15 protein-coding genes are annotated in these 19220 nt (G+C 69.7%); 12 read left to right on the forward strand and 3 right to left on the reverse strand.

The features are described 5' to 3' along the window. Nucleotides 1–245 precede the first annotated feature (245 nt). Genes OV207_RS24545 through OV207_RS24600 form a run of 12 tightly spaced genes read left to right on the forward strand, consistent with a single transcriptional unit; the run spans nucleotide 246 to nucleotide 10214 of the window. Complete coding sequence (locus OV207_RS24545; protein WP_193429133.1) at nucleotides 246–1094, forward strand: HpcH/HpaI aldolase/citrate lyase family protein; 849 nt, start codon at nucleotides 246–248, stop codon at nucleotides 1092–1094. Nucleotides 1095–1150: 56 nt separating this feature from the next. After that, nucleotides 1151–2383 carry an aminotransferase class I/II-fold pyridoxal phosphate-dependent enzyme gene (locus OV207_RS24550; protein ID WP_267557581.1) on the forward strand — a complete coding sequence of 411 codons (1233 nt, stop codon included), beginning with the start codon at nucleotides 1151–1153 and terminating at the stop codon, nucleotides 2381–2383. Nucleotides 2384–2414: 31 nt separating this feature from the next. Then, nucleotides 2415–2936 carry a MaoC family dehydratase gene (locus OV207_RS24555; RefSeq protein ID WP_193429135.1) on the forward strand — a complete coding sequence of 174 codons (522 nt, stop codon included), beginning with the start codon at nucleotides 2415–2417 and terminating at the stop codon, nucleotides 2934–2936. Between the two features lie 5 nt (nucleotides 2937–2941). Next, nucleotides 2942–3925, forward strand: coding sequence for an NAD(P)H-quinone oxidoreductase (locus OV207_RS24560; protein ID WP_267557582.1), 984 nt, complete (start codon nucleotides 2942–2944; stop codon nucleotides 3923–3925). Beyond that, nucleotides 3922–4401, forward strand: a complete 480-nt coding sequence (locus tag OV207_RS24565) for an aminoacyl-tRNA deacylase (protein ID WP_267557583.1) — start codon at nucleotides 3922–3924, stop codon at nucleotides 4399–4401. Before OV207_RS24560 ends, OV207_RS24565 begins: the two co-directional genes overlap by 4 nt. A gap of 14 nt (nucleotides 4402–4415) precedes the next feature. Beyond that, nucleotides 4416–4688 (forward strand): acyl carrier protein, encoded by a 273-nt coding sequence (locus OV207_RS24570; protein WP_120543509.1) that lies wholly within the window; start codon nucleotides 4416–4418, stop codon nucleotides 4686–4688. After that, nucleotides 4685–6073: an aminotransferase class III-fold pyridoxal phosphate-dependent enzyme gene (locus OV207_RS24575; protein ID WP_267557584.1), complete on the forward strand. Its 1389-nt coding sequence runs from the start codon at nucleotides 4685–4687 to the stop codon at nucleotides 6071–6073. Before OV207_RS24570 ends, OV207_RS24575 begins: the two co-directional genes overlap by 4 nt. Beyond that, nucleotides 6070–6507 carry an acyl-CoA thioesterase gene (locus tag OV207_RS24580; protein WP_267557585.1) on the forward strand — a complete coding sequence of 146 codons (438 nt, stop codon included), beginning with the start codon at nucleotides 6070–6072 and terminating at the stop codon, nucleotides 6505–6507. The genes OV207_RS24575 and OV207_RS24580 overlap by 4 nt, the downstream gene beginning before the upstream one ends. Then, entirely contained in the window at nucleotides 6462–6986 is a 525-nt protein-coding gene (locus OV207_RS24585) for a 3-hydroxyacyl-ACP dehydratase FabZ family protein (RefSeq protein WP_267557586.1), read from the forward strand. The genes OV207_RS24580 and OV207_RS24585 overlap by 46 nt, the downstream gene beginning before the upstream one ends. Then, entirely contained in the window at nucleotides 6980–8239 is a 1260-nt protein-coding gene (locus OV207_RS24590) for a beta-ketoacyl-[acyl-carrier-protein] synthase family protein (protein WP_193429140.1), read from the forward strand. Before OV207_RS24585 ends, OV207_RS24590 begins: the two co-directional genes overlap by 7 nt. Then, nucleotides 8236–8802 carry a coronafacic acid synthetase gene (locus tag OV207_RS24595; RefSeq protein ID WP_267557587.1) on the forward strand — a complete coding sequence of 189 codons (567 nt, stop codon included), beginning with the start codon at nucleotides 8236–8238 and terminating at the stop codon, nucleotides 8800–8802. Before OV207_RS24590 ends, OV207_RS24595 begins: the two co-directional genes overlap by 4 nt. Nucleotides 8803–8804: 2 nt before the next feature. After that, nucleotides 8805–10214 carry a class I adenylate-forming enzyme family protein gene (locus OV207_RS24600; RefSeq protein WP_267557588.1) on the forward strand — a complete coding sequence of 470 codons (1410 nt, stop codon included), beginning with the start codon at nucleotides 8805–8807 and terminating at the stop codon, nucleotides 10212–10214. 26 nt (nucleotides 10215–10240) lie between these two features. Here OV207_RS24600 and OV207_RS24605 read toward each other — a convergent pair whose 3' ends face one another. The 3 genes from OV207_RS24605 to OV207_RS24615 form a co-directional block, all read right to left on the reverse strand. Continuing rightward, entirely contained in the window at nucleotides 10241–10987 is a 747-nt protein-coding gene (locus OV207_RS24605) for a DUF5953 family protein (RefSeq protein ID WP_267557589.1), read from the reverse strand. Then, complete coding sequence (locus OV207_RS24610) at nucleotides 10984–11907, reverse strand: DUF6310 domain-containing protein (protein WP_267557646.1); 924 nt, start codon at nucleotides 11905–11907, stop codon at nucleotides 10984–10986. Before OV207_RS24610 ends, OV207_RS24605 begins: the two co-directional genes overlap by 4 nt. Before the next feature lie 197 nt (nucleotides 11908–12104). Continuing rightward, nucleotides 12105–19184: an amino acid adenylation domain-containing protein gene (locus OV207_RS24615; RefSeq protein ID WP_267557590.1), complete on the reverse strand. Its 7080-nt coding sequence runs from the start codon at nucleotides 19182–19184 to the stop codon at nucleotides 12105–12107. Nucleotides 19185–19220: the final 36 nt, after the last annotated feature.

Raw genomic sequence — 19220 nt, forward strand, 5'->3', positions numbered from 1 at the left:
ATTGCGACGACGCGGTTCGGCTTGTCACACGCGTGCGCTGACGCGGCGCGTGTGACTCAGCCGGTAGGTCTGGGTCTACCCATGCGCTGGGTGATGTTATTCCCCGTCGCACAACATCGCTCCACATTCAAAGACATATCAATACGTTTCGCCTGTGCGCCTGGGGATGTTTGGGTTGAAGGGTTTTGAATCTTGACGTGCTATGGATAGACGCGTACCCAGTCATTCACTGACTGGAGGCCGTCATGCGCTTCACCCGCTATTGCCGCTCCATCCTGTTCACCCCGGCGCTCGCTGTGGATCGCTTCGAGCGAGGGCAGCAGTCCGGCGCGGACATCAGTCTGGTGGACCTGGAGGACTCCGTGGCGGCGGCGCACAAGGACGCTGCCCGCCAGCACGCGGAGGCGTTCTTCACGGCGCCCCGGGTCGGGGAGAGCCGCCGCGCGGTGCGCATCAACTCCGTGACGCGCCATGAGGGCTTGCGTGACCTGCTGGCCCTGCGTGAGTACGCGGCGAAGCCCGACGCGATCATGATCCCCAAGGTGGAGTCGCCTCGCGACCTGGAGATCGTCGAACAGGTGCTGGGGCCCGAGTGCGCGAACGTGGACCTGCTCGCGCTGGTGGAGACGCCGCGCGGCATCGAGAACCTCGACGCCATCGTGTTCGCGACGCCCCGCCTCAAGGCGCTGGTGTTCGGCTCCGCCGACTTCTCCTTCAGCATCGGCGCGGCGCTCGCCTGGGAGCCCCTGCTGTACGCGCGCTCCCGGCTGGTGGCGGCCGCGCGCTCCGCGAACCTCCAGGTGGTGGACACGCCCCAGTTCGACATGGGCGACCTGGAGGGGCTGCGCGCGGAGTCCGCCCGCGCGCGCAGCCTGGGCTTCAGCGGCAAGGTGGCCATCCACCCGCATCAGGTGGAGATCATCAACAAGGCCTTCTCCCCGGATGAGCGCACCCTCCAGAAGGCGCGGAAGATCGTCGCGGAGAGCCAGGCCCGGGACGCGAACATCTGCGTCGTCGACGGCGCCATGGTGGGCACGCCGTTCATCGAAGCCGCCAAGCGCACGCTCGAGGACTTCGGCATCACCGAGGGCTGACGCCCACCGCCTCCCATCCCCGTCTTTCCCGACCATTCCGCGCAGGAGGAGTCCGCATGGCAACGAGCATTCCCGAGAGCGTCCTGGGGCCCCGGCGCTACCGCAACAACGAGAAGTTCGTCGGGCTGGGTGACGCCGGCTGGCAGCAGGCCGAGGACCACGGCCTCATCAACCTCAAGGTGGACTTCGAGTCCAACAACCAGCTCATCGACACGGCGACCCGGCACGCCTTCATGGTGCTGTGCTCGTGCTCGTACCTGGGCCTCAACCACCACCCGGCCATCCTCCAGGGCGCCATCACCGCGCTCCAGGAGGAGGGCACCATCGGCCTGGCGCTCTCCACGCTGCGCATCCGCCTGAGCCTGATGGCGCGGCTGGAGGAGGGCCTGCGGGACCTCTACGGCTGCCCGTCGCTGCCAGCCGCGTCGTGTACCGCGCTGACCGCGGGCATCCTGCCGCTGCTCGCGTCCGGACACCTGACGGAGGACGGGCAGCCGCGCGTCATGGTGTTTGATCGCTTCTGTCACTTCTCCATGGCGTACGTGAAGCCCATCGTGGGGGACGAGAGCCTGGTGCTGACCAGCCCCCACAACGACCTCAACTACCTGGAGGACGTCTGCAAGAAGTACCCGCGCGTCGCCTACGTGGCGGACGGCGCCTACTCCATGGGCGGGCTGACCGAGCTGGAGGGCCTGCTCCAGCTCCAGGAGAAGTACGGCCTGTTCCTGTACTTCGATGACTCGCACTCGCTGTCCATCACCGGGAAGCACGGCGAGGGCTGGGTCCGCTCGCGCCTGAAGATGAACCCGCTGACGATGATCGTCGCGTCGCTGGCCAAGGCCTTCGGCAGCGCGGGCGGCGTGGCCATGCTGGGCAGCGAGAAGCTGTTCAACTTCCTCAACCGCAACGCGGGCCCGCTGGCGTGGTCGCAGAACCTCCAGGTGCCGAACATCGGCGCGTCGCTGGCCAGCATCGCGCTGCACAAGAGCCCGGAGCTGAAGACGCTCCAGGACAAGCTGGCGCGGAACATCGACTACTTCGACAGCCAGTTCCCGTCGCAGCACGCGGGCAACGGCATGCCCATCCGCAAGATTGAAGTCGGCGCGGAGGAGAAGGCCGTGCGCCTGTCCCAGGAGCTGTACCGGGCGGGCTACTACTGCTCGGCGGTGTTCTTCCCTGTCGTCGCCAAGGGCGAGGCGGGCGTGCGCCTGATGATGCGCTCCGACATCGAACCGGACGAGCTGAAGCGCTTCTGCGCGACGGCGAAGGACATCATCTCCGGCTTCTGAAGCCATCCCCCTGAGCGCGAGGACACACGACATGGAGGGCACTGGCTACAAGCAGGTGGGACCGCAGCGCTACCGGGAGCTGCTGGGCTTCGCGTTCGAGGACTTCACCGTCGGGGACGTCTTCGAACACCGCCCCGGCCGCACGGTGACGGAGGCCGACAACGTGCTCATGAACACGCTGAGCCTCAACCCGTCCCCGCTGCACCTGGACGCGGCCTATTGCTCGCACACGCCGTGGGAGAAGCCGCTCATCTCCAGCCTGGTGACGTTCAGCGTGGTGTGCGGCATGAGCGTGCGCAGCACCAGCGGCCGGGCGCTGGCGAACCTGGGGTGGGACCGCATCCGCCTCACGCACCCGGTGTTCGCCGGGGACACGCTGTACGCGGAGAGCCGCATCCTCGCCAAGCGCCTGTCCGCGAAGCGCGAGGGCGAAGGCATCGTCACCTGCGAGACGCGGGGGCTGAAGTCCACCGGGGAGGTGTTCCTCACGTTCGAGCGCAGCTTCCTCGTGCCCACGCGCGAGCGCGGTGTCGACGAAAGGGCCGGGTACTGACCGTCATGCGCGCCATCGTCTTCGAAGGCTCCGGGGGCCCGGAGGTGGTGAAGCTCCGCGACGTCCCCCGCCCGGTGCCCGGCGGCAACGCGCTGCTCGTGCGGGTGCACGCCACGGCGCTCAACCGCGCGGACCTGCTCCAGCGCGCTGGCGTCTACCACGTCCCGGAGGGCCAATCCGCCATCCCCGGCGTGGAGGTCGCGGGCACGGTGGAGGCGTGGGGCGAGGACGTGAAGGGCTTCACCCGGGGCCAGCGCGTGTTCGGCGTGGTGGAGGGCGGCGGATACGCGGAGTACTGCCTGCTGGACGCGGACATGGCGCTGCTCATCCCGGAGGCCCTGGGCTTCGTGGAGGCCGCCGCCGCCGCCGAGTCCTGCCTCACCGCGAATGAGACGCTCTTCGAGCTGGGCGGGCTCAAGCCCGGACACACCGTGCTCGTGCACGCGGGGGCCAGCGGCATCGGCACGACGATGGTGCAGATGGTGAAACACATTGGCGCGACGGCGCTGTGCACGGTGGGCACGCCCCGGAAGGTGGAGGCGCTGGAGCGGCTGGGCGCGGACGTGGCCATCGACTACCGGCGCCAGGACTTCGTGGCGGAGGTGATGGCGCGCACGCGCGGCGAGGGCGTGGACCTGGTGATGGACTTCGTGGGCGGCGCGTACCTGTCGCGCAACCTCTCCGTGCTGAAGCACGAGGGCTGTCTGGTGTTGGTGGGCCTGCTGGATGGGATGGCGGCGGAGCTGGACCTGCTGCGCGTCGTCCAGCGCCGGTTGCAGCTCAAGGGCTCGTCGCTGCGGCTGCGGCCCATGGTGGAGAAGCGGCAGGTCAACGCGCGCTTCCGGCAGCGGTGGATGGAGGTGCTGGCGCGAGGAGGGCTGCCGCCCGTCATCCACGGGAGCTGGCCGCTGGAGGCGGTGGTGGAGGCCCACGCGGAGATGGAGGCCAATCGCAACATCGGGAAGATCGTCCTGACGGTGACGCCGTGACGGACCTGGGCGAGTTCCTGAAGCGCGAGCAGGTGGACGCGCAGCTGCTGACCCTGGCGACGCCGATGACGACGGCGGCGGCCGCCGCGCACGAGCTGGGCATCGCCGTGGGTGGCATCTTCAAGTCGCTGGTGTTCACCACGGACGCGGACGAGGTGCTGGTCGTCGTGCTGCCCGGCGACCGGCGCGTGGACTTCAAGGCGGTGGCGCGGGCGGCCGGCTGTCGCAAGGTCGCGTTCGCGAGCCGCGAGCGGGCGCTGGAGGCGACGGGCTATCCGCCCGGAGGCACGCCGCCCCTGGGCCATCCGCACCCGCTGCGCGTGTTCGTGGACGCGTCCGTCCTGGACTACCCGGAGGGCTACGGCGGCGGCGGGCGGCCGGAGCTGTTGCTGCGCCTGACGCCCGCGGAGCTGCTGCGCGTGACGAAGGGCACCGTGGGCACCCTGAGCATTCCAACCGAAGCAACGACCCCCTAAGCGAGGAGTTCCCCATGCAGGACGACATCTCCAGAAGCCTCAAGAAGATCCTGACGAACAACCTCTTCGTGGAGATCCCCGAGGAGCAGATTGGCGGAGACGACGGGTTGCAGTCCGTCGTCGGCCTGGACTCCGTGGGCTTCCTGGAGCTGCGGGTCATCTGTGAGGATCAGTTCGGCGTGAGCATCTCCGACCAGGACTTCGACACGGAGAACTTCCGCACGCTCAACCTGTTGTCGGCGCTCATCGTGAAGCTCAAGGCCCAGCAACAGGGGGGCGCGAAGTGAAGGTGCCCGCCGCGGGGGAGAAGCTGGGGGCGGACGACGTCGCCCGCCTGCGCGCCGGCATGGCGTTGCAGATGGACCACTATGGCGGCGGACGCCTGCCGTATGTCTGTCTGAAGGCGAAGGGCCTCGTGCAGCACATGGCGGCGCTGGAGGGGCCGGACGCGGGCCGCGTCGTGGAGGTGCTGGACGCCAGCGGTGGCTACGCGAGCGCGTGCCTGGGCGCGGGCCATCCGCGCATGCAGGAGGCGCTGCGCGACGGCCTGGAGCGCACGGGCTATGTCACCGACGAGCTGGGCTCGTTGGAGCGCACGCTGCTCCTGGAGGAGCTGTTCGGCGCGCAGGGCCTCTGGGCGGATCGCTTCCCGGGGGACGCGTACCACGCGAGCGGCCGCAACTCCGGCTCCGAGGGCCTGGAGCTGGCGCTGCGCCTGGTGCTGGAGTCGAACTTCGACCGGCGGCGGATGGCGCCGAAGCCGGAGCGCTCGGAGCGGCGGACGATCCTCGCCTTCGAGGGCGCGTGGCACGGCTGGACGCAGGGCCTGGTGAGCCTGCTCAACCGCCGGCACTACCGGCTGGGGATGCCGCTGCCCGCGACGGAGGCGCTCGACGTGCAGTTCCTGCCGTTCGGGGAAATGGCGCACCTGGAGGCCTTCTTCGCGGAGCACGGGCGCAAGCTGGCCGGTGTGTTCGTGGAGCCCATCCAGGGGGACGCCGGCATCCTGGTGCCGCCCGCGGGCTACCTGCGACGGCTGGCCGCGCTGTGCCGCGAGCATGACGTGCTGCTGGTGGCGGACGAAGTGCTCACGTTCGCGAAGACGGGCCGCTTCTTCGGCATGACGGACGCGGAGGGGCCCATTCCCACGGACATCACCGTCATCGGCAAGAGCCTGGGCATGGGCGTCGTCTCCACGTCCATGGTGATTGCCCGGCGCGAGCTGTCGGTGCGCTCCAGCGGCGCGGTGTCCACGTCGGATTTGCGCCCCCTGACGAGCGCGGTGATGCGCTCTGGCATCCAGTACATGTCCGGCGAGGGCCTGGTGGAGCGCACGGGCCCGCTGGGCGAGCTGCTGCGCGAGCGGCTGCGCAAGGATGTGGCGCAGGTGTTCCCGGAGGTGTTCCAGGAGGTCCGGGGCCTGGGCTACATGAATGGCCTGGAGCTGACGGAGAAGGCGTCGGGGAGCCTGGGGCGGCTGCGGACGCGGCTGCTCGACGCGGGCATCTTCGTGGAGTTCATGGCGGGCGCGGGGCGACGTTCGCGGGGCTTGCGCTACCTGTTCCCTGCGATGCGCATCGCGCCGCCGCTCATCGCGGGTGAGGCGGACCTCCAGGAGATGGTCGCGCGCATCCAGCGCGGTGTGCGGGCCTTCGTGGAGTCCGGGTCGTGACCGAGGCCGCGGTGCCACTGCCGGAGATCCTGCCCTCGCTGCGCAAGCGGGTGGAGCACGTGGACACGGATGCGTCTGGCGTCGTGCACTTCTCCCGCTACGCGTCGCTGCTGGAGACCGCGGGGCTGGAGGAGCTGGAGCGCCGGGGCGCGGGGCTCGCGGCCCTGACGGCGCAGGGCCTGGACCTGCGGGTGCGGGAGCTGCGCGTCAGCTACCGCGCGGCGGCGCGGTTCCAGGACTGGTTGGTGCTGGTGCCCTCCGTGGATCACGTGGGGCCCGCGAGCCTGAAGCTGGGCGTGAAGGTGTACCGCGAGGGCGCGGAGCCGTTGCTGCTCGCGTCCGGGAGTCTGGATTTCGCCATCGTCACCCAAGAGAACGGAGTGCCCGCATGTCTACCGCCGTCCCTCAGCAGCGCGCTCAAGCAGGCGCAGTGAACGAAGTGGAGCGCACGCCGAAGCCCCTGGGCTTCACGGCGCTGAAGCAGTGGCTGCGGCACCGCCACCCGATGATCTACCTGGACCGCATCGTGGACCATGAGCCGGGGAAGTTCCTGGACGCGCTCATCTCCATTTCCGGGAACATGGACAGCATCGCCGGGCACTTCCCGGAGCGGGCCATCTTCCCGGGCAGCCACCTCATCCAGTCCTACGCGCAGGCGGGCATCATCCTGTACCAGATGAGCACGTCGATGCTGGCCGAGGACGAGCTGACGCTCATCGGTTCGGTGGAGGCGCGCTTCCTCAAGGTGGTGGTGCCCGGAGACCAGGTGCTGCTGCACGTCCAGCAGAACCGGCTGGCGGGAGGGCTGTTCCACTTCACGGGCAAGGCCATGGTGGGGACGACTCGCGTGGCGGCGTTCCGCGCGAGCCTCGTTCGCTCCCGGGTCGCCGACCTGGGCTCGCCGCTGTGGTAGCACCCGTCGTCGTCACGGGCGCCGCGTGGACGACGCCCCTGGGGCGCGGCCTGGACGCCGTGTGGCGCCGGCTGCTCGCGGGCGAGCATGGCTTCGTGGAGGTTCCGTCCCCGCACCGGCTGCGCAACACGCAGGCGGCCGTGGTGCCACGGCGGTCGGGCGGGCTCGCGGAGGCGCGCTCTGGAGGCGTCGCGGCGAAGGACGCGCCGGCGTCCCGCGCGCTGCCGACGCTTGAGGTCGAGCCGGAGAGAGCACGCTCGCTTTCGTTGGAGCGTGCCGCTGACAGCCAGGAGCCAGCGGGCCCTGCGGAGCGGTTGCGCTCGCTCGCGGTGGAGACCCTGCGGGAGGCCTTGGCGCACGCGGACCTGGCGGGAGACGGGACGCGCACGCTCTTCGTGCTGGGAACCAGCCTGGGGGCCTACCTGGACGATGAAGGCGAGCGGAACGCCCCGCTGCACCAGTGGGCCGACGCGGTGGTGGGGACGCTGGGAGCGAAGGCGCCGCCCGTGGTGCTGTCCACGGCGTGCTCGTCGGGTTCGGATGCGCTCGTGGTAGGGGCGGAGTGCATTCGCGCGGGCCTCGCGGACGTCTGTGTTTGCGGCGGCGTGGACATCCTGACGCCGAGCAAGCGATTGGCGCACTCCGCGCTGTCCACGTTGTCTCCGTCGCGTGCGCGGGCCTATGACACGCGGCACGACGGCATGATGCTGGGGGAGGGCGCGGCGTTCCTGGTGCTGGAGTCGGCGGCGCACGCGGAGCAGCGGTCGGCGCGCATCCTGGCGCGGCTGCGCGGTGTGGGCTCGGCCAATGACGCGGCGAGCATGACGTCACCGGATCCCGCGGCGGCGGGTGCGCGGCTGGCGATGGAGCGCTCCCTGGCGGATGCGGGACTCGCGGCGTCGGAGATTGGACTGGTCAATGGTCATGGCTCCGCGACGCCGGTGAACGACCGTGCGGAGGCCGCGGCGTTCCGGAGCGTGTTTGGCTCCGAGGGCGGGCCGCTCGTGTTCGCGACGAAGGGCGCCTTCGGTCACACGCTGGGGGCCACCGGGGCGATGGAGGCCATCGCGACCATCCTGGGGCTACGGGAGGGCATCGTTCCGCCCATCGTCGGACTGGAGCAGCCGGACCCCGACTTTCCCTGCCCGCTGTCCGTGGGCGCGCCGACCCGGCACGCGGCCCGGAAGGGCTTGAGCGTGACGCTGGGCTTCGGTGGCTTCGACACGTCGCTCGTCTTCGAGGTGGCGCGATGACGTCCCTGCCTTCGGTGGCCCTGCGCGGCAGCGCGGTGGTGTTCGCGGACGCGCCGAATCCGCACCTCGTCAAATGGAAGCCGTCGGTGCGCTACGCGGATCCGCTGTCCTGGGCGCTGGTCATGGCCGTGGGCGAGGCGACCAGAGCATTGGGTGAGGAGTTCACGCGCGCCGCGGACCGGTGTTCGCTCATCCAGGTGGGCGCGGTGGGGCCTCGTGAGACGTGGGTGCAGGTGGCGAGCGATGCCGCGCGAGGCTTCGCGTCCCCGCTGCGCTTCCCCGCGGCGACACCGAGCGCCCCCACGGGCCTGTCCTGCATCGTCCATGGGCTGCGAGGCCCGACGCTCGCGCTGACGATGCCGATAGCGACGGGCGCGGAGGTCGCGCTGGCGATGTCCGTGGCGTGGCTCCAGCGAGGGGTCGTGGACTGGGCCCTCATCGGCTCGGTGCTGGGGGTCGAAGGCCGACCACCGGGCGCGGGCTGCGTCGTCCTGTCGCGGGGAACCGGCCCTGGCGTCAGCGTGGATGTCGTCGCGCGGTCCCTTCAATTCCAAGCGGAGTGAACATGGCCTCACCTCTCCAGGAACTCGCGGGCGTTCCGCTGGCCGCCGTCCAGGCGTTCCTGGACCGGATCCGCGACCTCACCGAAGCGCACCCGACCGCCGACCGCGCCGTGTCGTCCCTGGCGGCCGGATGGATTGCCCGGGGGCTCAGGCCGGGGGATGTGGTGCTGCTCGCGCTGCCCAATGGCGTCGGCCTGCTGGCCCAGGTCTTCGCGGTGCTCGCGGCCCGTGGCGTCCCCGCGCTGGTGTCGCCCGCGTCGCCCGCGGGCCGGCAGCAGTCGCTGGTGGATGCGTTGCCGGCGCGTGCGCTGGTGGCGATGCGCGCCCCCGCGCCGCACGCGGAAGGGGTGGAGCGCTTCGCCCTGGGTGGGGCGGAGGTGGCGCTGTTTCCGGACACCACGCCGCCGGGGGCCCAACCGGGGGAGATGGTGTTGCTCACGTCCGGCACCTCCGGATTCGCGAGCGGCTGTGTGTTCGACCTGGCCGCGCTCTTCCGCAACGCGGACCGGCACGCGGACGCGGTGGGCCTGCGCGCGGGGGACACGGCCCTGGTGAACCTGCCGTTGTATTACTCGTATTCGATGGTCGCGCAGGCGTTCTCCGCGCTGCGACGAGGGCTGGAGCTGGTCATCAGCGGCCCGCCGTTCCAGCCCGCGGCGTACCTGCGCCTCCTGGCGGAGCAGGGCATCACCGTGTCCGCGCTGACGCCGCTGCTGGTGCGCGGGTTGCTGCAACACGGGGAGGCCTTCCCTGAAGGGCTGCGGTGCCTGGGCGTGGGAGGGGACGTGCTCGCGCCCGAGCATGTGAAGCGGATGCTGCAAGCGCGGCCGGAGGGCGAGCTGTACCTGACCTATGGCCTCTCCGAGGCAGGGCCGCGCGTGGCGACGCTCGCCGCGCATGCGGAGCCGGAGCGCCGCTTCGCGTCCGTGGGATTGCCCCTGCCGGGCACGGAGGTGACGCTCGTGCCGCGTGGGCCGGATGGACAGCGGGAGCTGTTTGTCTCGTCAGACACGGTGATGAAGCGCCGCATCGGCATCGTGGAGGGAGAGAAGCAGCATGCGCTGCGAGGTCCCCGGCTGTTGGCCACGGGGGACGTGTTCGACATCGACGCGCAGGGCTACCTGTACTTCCAGGGACGCGTCTCCGACTTCCTGGTGCGAGGCAGTGAGAAGATCAGCATGGCCTCCGTGCGGCGTCTGGCCATGATGCTCCCAGGCGTGCTCACCGCACGCACGCAGGTCATCAAGAGCGCGGAAGGGGACGACTACGAAGTGATCCTCACCGTGGCGGATGAACGCCGCTCCGTGGAGCAGCTGTCCCGAGACCTGTTCCGCCTGCTGCGCCTCGCGGAGCGTCCCCGCGCCGTGCAGGTGGTCTCGGCGGATGTCGCGGCGGCCTCCCTGCACAAATGAAGGATGTCCGTGATCCTTCTTCCAGGTTAGCGCCCCGAGCGTCCGCCGATTTCCGGGAAGCGCTCATAGGCCCGCAAAAGCGCAGTCAGGTGGCCGGGTTTGTTGAAATCGAGAGGGGTGTCCGTGAGCCGGACAACCCAGCCGCCTGTCTCCGTGCGCCGCGCCCGTGACACCAGCTCGGCATCGCGGGCCGCGTCTGGGAACCCGATGTTCCGTGCGGCAGCAGCCGACCAGTAGTTCAACCACCCGAGGTGGTGCGGAATCTCGGGCGAACGGATTTCATCTGGAGGGGTGAGCATGGGCAGCCCACGCGGTGAGAGCGCCGGCCCATGCGTTGTGTTGCGCATCTGCTGCGCGACTTCCGCGCCGAAACCCTTCGGCGACGCATGCCCCCAGAAGGCGTGAGCTCCTTTCGCGATGCCCTCCAGCACACGTGATGCCGCCGCGATGTCGAGCGGCAGCTTCGCGTGGACCTGAAGCTGGGGCTGGCCCCCTGGGAGCAGGCTCGCGGGCCTTCGCAACCCCGTGATCGTCACCGGGTTGCTCTCGTCGCCATTGCATAGGAGGGGAAACTCTCCGCGCTGTGCTGCCTCTGCGAGCCATGCATCACGCTGAGGCAGCGCGATGAGCCGCCCTTCCTTGGAGACCTCCCACTCCAGTCGCAAGCCGGGCAGAGCCCTTTCCATTTCGTGGACGGCAGCAAGTGCGCGGCCGTCATCGCCCTCTAGCGCTGGCGCGTAGACAGAAATCAAGAGGCGACTTTGCATCGTCATCGTTCGCATCCCGTAACGACGAGATTGGGGGCAAGAGAAGGTTCCAGGTCGAGCAACGCTTCCCTGTGCGCGTGGGTGCTGACCCCGACGACGAAGCCATATCCACATGCACGCGCGATCCTGCGTTCTTCCAGCATCTCGGCCACCTGGTCCTTGACCACCTGCTCCTGGAGGAAGTCACTGTAGGTGTCAAATCGGTCGGTCTTGATCTCCCAGAGGACGCGCACCCCGACTTGCAACGCGTCGAAGTGCTTGCCGTCAACGAGCACGTCCATGCCCTGGTATCGGTTGGGCGGGACCCTGTCGGCGCACGCGTTGTGCGCGCCGTCTCCGCCTCGGTGTGGCACCGGAATGGGCTCGCACCGGGGGTGGCGCACCCGGTCAAGAGGGGCCGGTGGCATCGGGGGACGCAAGCCCTGGCCGGATGGCTCCGGCTCCAGCTTGGGATTCCGTTTCGATACAACTTCCTGGGGCGCCGCCTTCGTTCCTCGCGCGGTCGCTGTCTCCTCGGGATAGAGCTGACGTAGCTCATACGCATCCAGCTCCTCCTTGATGGCGGCAGCGACCACCACCACGCCAAGGATGACGATGGCTCCCACAACGACCTCGGGTGCGACCAGGACGCAGACGCCGAGTCCCATGACGGCCGCGTTCGCCGAGGCGACCGTGCATCTTCCCGTCGGGTCGTGAAACCGGACCCGGTCATGGTCGACCGACTGAAAGCACCGCTCCACCATCACGGCCCAGGGCTGGGCCGCTTCTTGGACGACGCAATGTCCACCGTCAGTCCAGGGCAGCTTCGCCGCTCGCTGGAGGTTGGCGATTCTCAGGCTCCGGGCTCCCTGCTCGACGGGAGGCGGTTTCGACGTAGCGCAGGCTGAAAGAAAGAGGAGGAGTGAGATGTACGCGCGGAAACGGATGGCCACGGCCTTTCCTTGAAGCCAGGGAGCGGCGGGCAGGATGGCCCATTCTGGCGGATGCCTGCACGCTCTGCCGGAGAGTGCACTCGGTACGTGCCGGAGTGTGACAACCCGGCACGGAGCTTCGGCAAGTGCGACGCAGCCGCCGCGCTGAAGAGTCTGAAGGCCGCACAGGCGAAGTCATGGTCGAGGTGGGGTCAGGACGCCTGCGCGCCCAGCCCCATTGGCAGGTCCGGGTTCGCGAGCACCGCGTCCAGCACGCGCATGAAGTCCGCGTGGATGCCCTCGGCGGTGCGTGCATCGAACAGGTCGGTGTTGAACTCCAGCACGCCGGAGAAGCCTCCGGCCAGTTCGGTCAGGGACAGGGCCAGCTCGTAGGTGACGGAGCCCCGGTTGACCTCCACGGGCGACACCGTGAGGCCCGGCAGCTCGAACGGGGCTTCCGGCGCGTTCTGCAGGACGAACATCGCCTGGAACACCGGGGAGCGGTTCACGGGCAGCTCGACGCCCAGTGAAACCACGATCTGATCCACGGGGACCTCCTGGTGCGCGTAGGCGCCCAGCGTCTCCTCGCGCACGCGCTGGAGCAGCGTGCGGAACGCCGGGCTTCCTCGCAGGCTGACGCGCAGGCACAGGCCGTTCACGAACATGCCGATGAGCGGCTCCACCTCCGGGAGCAGCCGGTTCGCGATGGGCGACCCGATGATGACCTCCTCCTGGCCGGAGCGGCGCGCGAGCACGACGCCGAACGCGGACAGCATGGCCATGAACGGGGTGACGTTCTCGCGCCGGCACAGGGCATGGAGCGCGTCGCTGCGGTCGCGGCCCAGGTGGACCTCGCGGTGGGTGCCGTTGAACGTGCGCACCGGAGGCCGGGGACGGTCGGTGGGGAGCTGAAGCTCCGTGGGCGCCCCCGCGAGCGACTGCTGCCAGTACGCCAGGCGCCGGGACAGCTCCGTCCCGATGAGCCACGTCCGCTGCCACGCCGCGTAGTCCGGGTACTGCACGACGAGCGGCGCCAGGTCGGCTGCGCGCCCCTGGGCCAGCGCCGAGTACAGCACCCCCAGCTCCCGGGCGATGACGCCCATGGACCAACCGTCCGCGGAGATGTGGTGCACGCAGATGAGGAGCAGGTGCTCGTCGTCCTTCACGGACAGGAGGGACGCACGCACCAGCGGATCGCGTGTGAGGTCGAACGGCGTCTGAGCATCCGCGTGGATGTGACGCCACGCCGCGCTTTCCGCGTCGGGCTGCTCGCGGAGGTCCTCGAAGCGCCATGGGAACTCGCCGGCGGGAGTGACCCGCTGCACGAGCTGGCCGTCCTCTTCCGAGAACCGGACCCGCATGGACTCGTGCCGCTCCAGCAAGGCCTGCAAGGCGCTGCGAAGCGCGTCGACCCGCACCGGACCCCGGAGCCGGTAGCCAATGGGGATGTTGTAGGCGCTCGACGTGGGAGCCCGCAGGAAGAAGCGGTACAGCCGCTCCTGCGAGTACGACAGCGGGAGCGCCCGGTCGCGAGGCGCGCGAACCAGTGGAGGCACCGCGCGGGGACCGTCCGCCGGAACGAGCGTGCCCAGGTGCTGCGCCAGCTCCGCGACCGTGGGGCCGGTGAAGAGGACACGAAGCGCGAGCTCCGCGCCAAGCTCCGCGCGGATCCGCGAGACCACCTGGGTGGCGAGGAGGGAGTGGCCGCCGAGGTGGAAGAAGTTGTCGTGGAGTCCGACGCGCTCGACGTCGAGGAGTGAGGCCCAGAGGCGGCAGAGGGCGACCTCGGTGGGCGTGCGAGGCGGGACGTAGGAGAGGGTGTCACCGCGAGCGGGCTCGGGAGCGGGGAGGGCGCGGCGGTCGACCTTGCCGTTGACGGTGAGTGGGAGCGAGGCGAGCGGAGTGAAGGAGGCGGGCACCATGTGCTCGGGGAGGCGCTCGCGCAGCCAGGCTCGCAGCTCTGAGACGTCGGGGAGTGCGTCGTGGGCGACGAGGTAGGCGGCGAGGCGCCGGTCGCCGCCGGCCTCTCGGGCGATGACGGAGGCGTCCTTGATGGCGGGGTGGAGGCGAAGGGCCTCTTCGATTTCACCCAGCTCGACGCGGTAGCCGCGCACCTTCACCTGATGGTCAGCGCGTCCGAGGTACTCGATGCGTCCGTCGGGGAGGAAGCGGGCGAGGTCGCCTGTCTTGTAGAGGCGTGCGCCGGGGACGGAGGAGAAGGGATTGGGAAGGTAGGTGCGTGCGGTGAGCTCAGGGCGGTTGAAGTAGCCGCGACCCAAGCGCTCGCCGGAGACATACAGCTCGCCTGGGACGCCCAGGGGGACGGGCTGGAGAAGCGCGTCGAGCAGGAAGAGGGGACCGTTGGAGAGTGGGCGGCCAATGGGCACGGGGAAGCCGAGGGCCGGCGGCGAATCCACCAGGTGGAAGGAGGAGAAGACGGTGCACTCGGTGGGGCCGTAGCCGTTGACGAGGCGCTTGGGCGGGCCGTGCTGGAGGACTTCGCGCAGGGCGAGTGGGTCCGCGGCTTCACCGCCGAAGACGAGGGTGTCCAAGCCCGCGAAGGCTGCGGGCACCTGCCGCGCGAGCAGGTGAAGCACGGCGGTGGTGACGAACATCACTGAGGCGCGTGCGTCGCGCACCTGGGCGGCGAAGTCCTGGGGCGAGTGCGCGGGATTGGCGGTGATGCCGATGAGGTGCGCGCCGTGCAGCAGCGCGCCCCAGATCTCGAAGGTGCTGGGGTCGAAGGAGGCGTTGGAGGCCTGGGCGACGCGGTCCTCGGGCGAGAAGGGATGCAGGAGCGGGTCGAAGGCGAGTGCGAGGATGCCCCGGTGGAGGATGGCGCTGCCCTTGGGCCTGCCGGTGGAGCCGGAGGTGAAGATGACGTAGGCGAGGTTCTCTGGCCTGGAGGTGCGCGGCAGGGGCTCGGTGGAGAGTCGACCCAGCGACTCCGCTTCCGTATCCAGGCACACGGTGGCGCCGGAGAACGCAGGCAGTTGCTGGCGCTTGTGCTCGTGGACGAGCAGGACGCTGACGCGCGCATCCTGGAGCATGAAGGCCAGGCGCTCGGCGGGATGGGACGCATCAAGGGGCAGGTAGGCGCCGCCGGCCTTGAGGACGGCGAGCATGCCGACGATGAGGTCCGGGGAGCGCTCGACGCAGAGTCCGACGAGGACCTCGGGGCCCACGCCGAGGGAGCGCAGGTGCCAGGCGAGCTGGTTGGAGCGCTCGTCGAGCTGGCGGTAGGAGAGGGAGAAGGGGCCGTAGGTGACGGCGAGTGCGTCTGGGGTGCGAGAGGCCTGGAGGGCGAAGCGCTCGTGGACGCAGAGGTCGCGGGGGAAGTGGGCGGTGGCGTCATTCCATGCGTGGAGGACGCGGTGGCGCTCGTCGTCGGGGAGCAGGGGCAGGGAGGCGATGGGGCGCGTGGGCTGAGCGACGGCGGCCTCCAGGAAGGTCTGGAGGTGGGAGGCCATGCGCTGGATGCGCTCGGCGTCGAAGAGGTCGGTGTCGTACTCGAAGGTGGCGCGCAGCCCCTCCGGTGACTTCGACATGAAGAGGATCAGGTCGCACTTCGACGTCCCGGTGCTCAGCTCCCACGGCTCCGCGGTCGCGGTCATCTGTAGCGCGGCGGAAGGTTGGGGCTCCAGCACCGGCGCGTTCTGGAGGACGAACATCACCTGGACGACCAGCGCGTGACTGAGGTTGCGCTCGGGGTGGAAGTCCGCGACCAGCTTCTCGAAGGGGAGATCCTGGTGGGCATAGGCGCCCAGGGTGGACTCGCGCGCGCGGCGCATCAGCTCGATGAAGCTGGGGTTGCCCGACAGGTCCTGCCGCAGCGCGAGCGTGTTGACGAAGAGCCCGACGATCCCTTCGATCTCCGGCCGGATCCGCCCGGCGATGGGCGCCCCGACGATGAGGTCCTGCTGGCCCGAGTAGCGATGGAGCAGGGCGCTGAAGCCCGCGAGCAGGCCCATGAACAGCGTGACGCTCTCCTGCCGGCAGAGGTCTTCGATGGCCTGGGAGACCGCTGGGGAGAGCCGGAACGTCAGCGTGTTGCCCCGGAAGCGATGGATGGGCGGACGGGGCCTGTCCATGGGCAGCTCCAGCAGGAGCGGCGCGCCCTCCAGTTGCTTGCGCCAATAGGTGAGCAGCCGCTCCAACGTGTCATCCCGCAGCCACTTCCGCTGCCAGACGCCGAACTCCACGTACTGGATGGGCAGTGGGGCAAGGGAGGAGGGGCGGCCCGCGGAGAAGTCCTCATAGACCGACCGGAGTTCGCGCAGCAGGACGCCCAGGGACCAGCCATCCGAGACGATGTGATGGATGGTCAGCAGCAGCAGGTGGTCCTGCTCATCGAAGCGAAGCAGCGCGCCCTGGAACAGCGGCCCCGAGGCCAGCTCCATGGACTGTTCGAGTTCAGCGCGTGCGTACCGTGCTGCCTCCGCTGCCTGCTCGGAAGGGGACAGGTGGCGGGCATCCACCACCTGGAGCGTGAACGGCTGCACGGGCTGGATGCGCGTGACGAAAGTGGTCTCGGTTGCCGCGAACACGGTGCGGAGCGATTCGTGGCGGCGGGTCAGCTCGGTGAGGCTGCGCTCCAGCACACCCACGTCGAGCGGCGAGGTGATGCGGTACGACACCGGAATCCGATACGTGGCGATCCCAGGATGGAGCTGCTCCACGAACAGCAGCCGCTCCTGCGCGAACGAGAGTGGCTGATCCCCATCATGCGGGAAGGCCACGAGCGGTGGGCCCTCCTCGGACACACCGGTCCGCCGAGCGGTCTCGATTGCCTCCGCCATGACGGCGAGGGTCGGCGCCTCGAAGATGCGCCGGATGGGCAGCCGCAGGTGGAACGTCTCGTTCACTCGCGAGACGAGCTGGGTGGCGAGGAGGGAGTGGCCACCGAGGTGGAAGAAGTTGTCGTGGAGTCCGACGCGTTCCACGTCGAGGAGTGAGGCCCAGAGGCGGCAGAGGGCGACCTCGGTGGGCGTGCGAGGTGGGACGTAGGAGAGGGTGTCGCCGCGAGCGGGCTCGGGAGCGGGCAGGGCGCGGCGGTCGACCTTGCCGTTGACGGTGAGGGGGAGGGAGGCGAGCGGGGTGAAGGAGGCGGGCACCATGTGCTCGGGGAGGCGCTCGCGCAGCCAGGCTCGCAGCTCTGAGACGTCGGGGAGAGCGTCGTGGGCGACGAGGTAGGCGGCGAGGCGCCGGTCGCCGCCGGCCTCTCGGGCGATGACGGAGGCGTCCTTGATGGCGGGGTGGAGGCGAAGGGCCTCTTCGATTTCGCCCAGCTCGACGCGGTAGCCGCGCACCTTCACCTGATGGTCAGCGCGTCCGAGGTATTCGATGCGTCCGTCGGGGAGGAAGCGGGCGAGGTCGCCTGTCTTGTAGAGGCGAGCGCCGGGGACGGAGGAGAAGGGATTGGGAAGGTAGGTGCGTGCGGTGAGCTCGGGGCGGTTGAAGTAGCCGCGACCGAGGCGCTCACCGGAGACGTACAGCTCGCCCGGGACCCCGATGGGGACGGGCTGCATGTGTCCATCGAGCAGGAAGAGGGGACCGTTGGAGAGGGGGCCACCGATGGAGACGGGGATGCCGAGCGGAGGCGGGCCGTTGATGAGGTGGAAGGAAGAGAAGACGGTGCACTCGGTGGGGCCGTAACCGTTGACGAGGCGTTTGGGCGGACCGTGCTGGAGGACTTCGCGCAAGGCGAGCGGATCCGCGGCTTCACCGCCGAAGACGAGCGTATGCAGGCCCGCGAAGGCTGCGGGGATCTGGCGCGCGAGCAGGTGCAGCACCGCCGTGGTGAGGAACAGGGTTGAGACGCGGGCGTCTTGGACCTGCGCCACGAACTCGTGGGGCGAGTGCGCGGGGTTGGCGGTGATACCGATGAGGTGGGCGCCGTGAAGCAATGCGCCCCAGATCTCGAAGGTGCTGGGGTCGAAGGAGGCGTTGGAGGCCTGGGCGACGCGGTCCTCGTGCGAGAAGGGATGGAGGAGCGGGTCGAAGGCGAGGGCGAGGATGCCCCGGTGGAGGATGGCGCTGCCCTTGGGCCTGCCGGTGGAGCCGGAGGTGAAGATGACGTAGGCGAGGTTCTCCGGCCCGGAGGTGCGCGGCAGGCCGTGTGTGGGCTGCTGGCTCAGCACTTCGGCGGTGGCGCTGGAGTCGAGGCAAACGGTGGCGCCGGAGAACGCAGGCAGGTGTTCGAGCTTTTGCTGGTGGACGAGCAGGACGCCGACGCGCGCATCCTGGAGCATGAAGGCCAGGCGCTCGGCGGGATGGGACGCATCAAGGGGCAGGTAGGCACCGCCAGCCTTGAGGACGGCGAGGATGCCAACGACGAGGTCCACGGAGCGCTCGACGCAGAGGCCGACGAGGACCTCGGGGCCCACGCCGAGGGAGCGCAGGTGCCAGGCGAGCTGGTTGGAGCGCTCGTCAAGCTCCCGGTAGGAGAGGGTGAGGGGGCCGTAGGTGACGGCGGGTGCATCCGGGGTGTGAGAGGCCTGGAGGGCGAAGCGCTCGTGGACGCAGAGGTCGCGAGGGAAGTCGGCGGTGGCGTCATTCCAAGCGTGGAGGACGCGGTGGCGCTCATCGTCGGGGAGCAGGGGGAGAGAGGCGATGGGGCGCGAAGGTTGGGCGACGGCGGCCTCCAGGAAGGTCTGGAGGTGGGAGGCCATGCGCTGGATGCGCTCGGCGTCGAAGAGGTCGGTGTCGTACTCGAAGGTGGCGCGCAGCCCCTCCGGCGACTTCGACACGGAGAGCACCAGGTCGCAGCGGGCGCGCTGAATATCCGCCGACTGAGGTTCCAGCGGCTCGAAGACGAACAGCACCTGGAACACGGGCGCATGGTTGAAGCCCCCTGTCGCCGGGAGTGCACCCACGATTTTCTCGAAGGGAAGCGCGCGATGGGTTTCCGCCGCTTGATGGACCGCGTGGACACGCGCCATCAGCTCCACGAACCGGGGATTGCCAGAGAGGTCCTGGCGCAGCGCGAGGACGCCGCCCAGTCGCGCTACCGAGGCCCCCATGACGAGATCCTCCTGCCGGGAGTAGCGGTGGAGCAGCGCGCTGTAGCCCGCAAGCAGGGGCACGAAGAGCGGCACTGCCTCCCGCATGGCCAACGTCTCCAGTGCCCCCGTGAGCGATGCGGAGGGCGTCCAGGGAAAGCTGCCCCGCTGGAGTCGCTGCGCGGGAGGCCGGGGCCGATCCGTCGGCAGCTCCAGGAGGGCTGGGGCACCCGCGAGGTGCTGCTGCCAGAAAGTGACGGAAGCGTCGGGTGGGAGGGGCTCCGGCGTCATCTGGGATTCCTTTCAACGGGGCGCGAACGGGGCGCA

The organism is Corallococcus sp. BB11-1 (assembly GCF_026626625.1).
Lineage (GTDB): Bacteria > Myxococcota > Myxococcia > Myxococcales > Myxococcaceae > Corallococcus > Corallococcus soli.

What these genes read in the sequence shown, in the direction of transcription:
- OV207_RS24545 (WP_193429133.1), top strand. Translation starts at nt 246, where the DNA reads ATGCGCTTCACCCGCTATTGCCGCTCCATCCTGTTCACCCCGGCGCTC.
- OV207_RS24550 (WP_267557581.1), top strand. Translation starts at nt 1,151, where the DNA reads ATGGCAACGAGCATTCCCGAGAGCGTCCTGGGGCCCCGGCGCTACCGC.
- OV207_RS24555 (WP_193429135.1), top strand. Translation starts at nt 2,415, where the DNA reads ATGGAGGGCACTGGCTACAAGCAGGTGGGACCGCAGCGCTACCGGGAG.
- OV207_RS24560 (WP_267557582.1), top strand. Translation starts at nt 2,942, where the DNA reads ATGCGCGCCATCGTCTTCGAAGGCTCCGGGGGCCCGGAGGTGGTGAAG.
- OV207_RS24570 (WP_120543509.1), top strand. Translation starts at nt 4,416, where the DNA reads ATGCAGGACGACATCTCCAGAAGCCTCAAGAAGATCCTGACGAACAAC.
- OV207_RS24585 (WP_267557586.1), top strand. Translation starts at nt 6,462, where the DNA reads ATGTCTACCGCCGTCCCTCAGCAGCGCGCTCAAGCAGGCGCAGTGAAC.
- OV207_RS24595 (WP_267557587.1), top strand. Translation starts at nt 8,236, where the DNA reads ATGACGTCCCTGCCTTCGGTGGCCCTGCGCGGCAGCGCGGTGGTGTTC.
- OV207_RS24600 (WP_267557588.1), top strand. Translation starts at nt 8,805, where the DNA reads ATGGCCTCACCTCTCCAGGAACTCGCGGGCGTTCCGCTGGCCGCCGTC.
- OV207_RS24605 (WP_267557589.1), bottom strand. Translation starts at nt 10,987, where the DNA reads ATGACGATGCAAAGTCGCCTCTTGATTTCTGTCTACGCGCCAGCGCTA.
- OV207_RS24615 (WP_267557590.1), bottom strand. Translation starts at nt 19,184, where the DNA reads ATGACGCCGGAGCCCCTCCCACCCGACGCTTCCGTCACTTTCTGGCAG.